Source organism: Arthrobacter sp. MYb221, from assembly GCF_002979835.1.
Classification (GTDB): domain Bacteria; phylum Actinomycetota; class Actinomycetes; order Actinomycetales; family Micrococcaceae; genus Glutamicibacter.
The window spans coordinates 1-1,072 of record NZ_PCPW01000043.1; the positions used below are offsets into that span (position 1 = coordinate 1).

1 protein-coding gene is annotated in these 1,072 nt (G+C 55.3%); it reads left to right on the forward strand.

The window, feature by feature from the left end:
- Positions 1-125: 125 nt before the first annotated feature.
- Positions 126-1,072: transposase (locus CQ015_RS18605; RefSeq protein WP_181150470.1), on the forward strand; the 947-nt coding region annotated here is incomplete at its 3' end.

Genomic DNA, 1,072 nt, shown 5'->3' on the forward strand with positions numbered 1-1,072 from the left:
CTAGCCCAGGTATTTCATCGAGAGGCCAGTAATTAAGCGTCATTAACAAAGAAAAAGTGATCCTGAACTGCGAAAATAAAGGTATCTAAGCCATATTCTCAACAGTCCAAAGGATCACTCTCTCGGTGAACAACAATACCTCCCTTTACCCAGCCATACCAACCGTGAGCACAAACCAAGCACTCGTCTCCCACGCAGGACTCACCACCCTGAGCGACCTGCTCAACGCAATGGGTTTCCGCAAACTCTGCGAAAACCGATTCTCCCAATTCGTCCCGGCCGCGGCGGTGCACCGGCCAGGGAAGATGATCGCAGACCTGAGTCTGATGCTCGCCGCCGGCGGCGAGCAAGTCAGCGACACTGACCAGCTACGAACGGTTCAGGGGCTGTTCGGGCCGGTGGCCTCTGACCCCACGTTCAGCAGGTTCTTCGCCAGGATCAGCAAGCACCCGGGGGCTTTCGACTACGCATTCGCTACCATGCAACGCGAGGTACGGACCAAACTCTGGGCGGCTGCAGGTCAACGCAATCCCGCAGCACGAGCTTCCCGCATGAATCCTCTGACCGTGGATATCGACGCGTCCCTAGTCAACGTGCACTCAGATAAAGAAGGTGCCAAAGGAAACTACAAGGGCGGCTATGGTTTCTCTCCCATGATCGCCATGGTTGACTACGGCAAAACCCAGGGCACCGGCGAAATCCTGGCTGTCCGCCTGCGTCCTGGAAATAAAGCCGCGAACTCGGCGAAGGACCATATCAGCATCCTTAGCCAAGCGCTGGAACAACTGCCCGACGATTTCTATGACCCAGATGGTGTGCTGATTGGTGAAAAGATCATGGTCCGCACCGATAGTGCCGGTGCCACCCGTGAGTTCTTGAAGCATGTTGATTCGCTGGGCCTGCAGTTCTCCACCTCGTATTCACTGCCAGTGCTGAAGGAACGATTTGTGCGGTGGATCGATGAGAAGAAGTACTGGGAACCGGCGCTCACCGCCGATGGTGAGCATCGTGATAATGCGTGGGTGATTGATGCATCCAAGGTTATTGAACTCATTGGATACCCGCCAGGTTC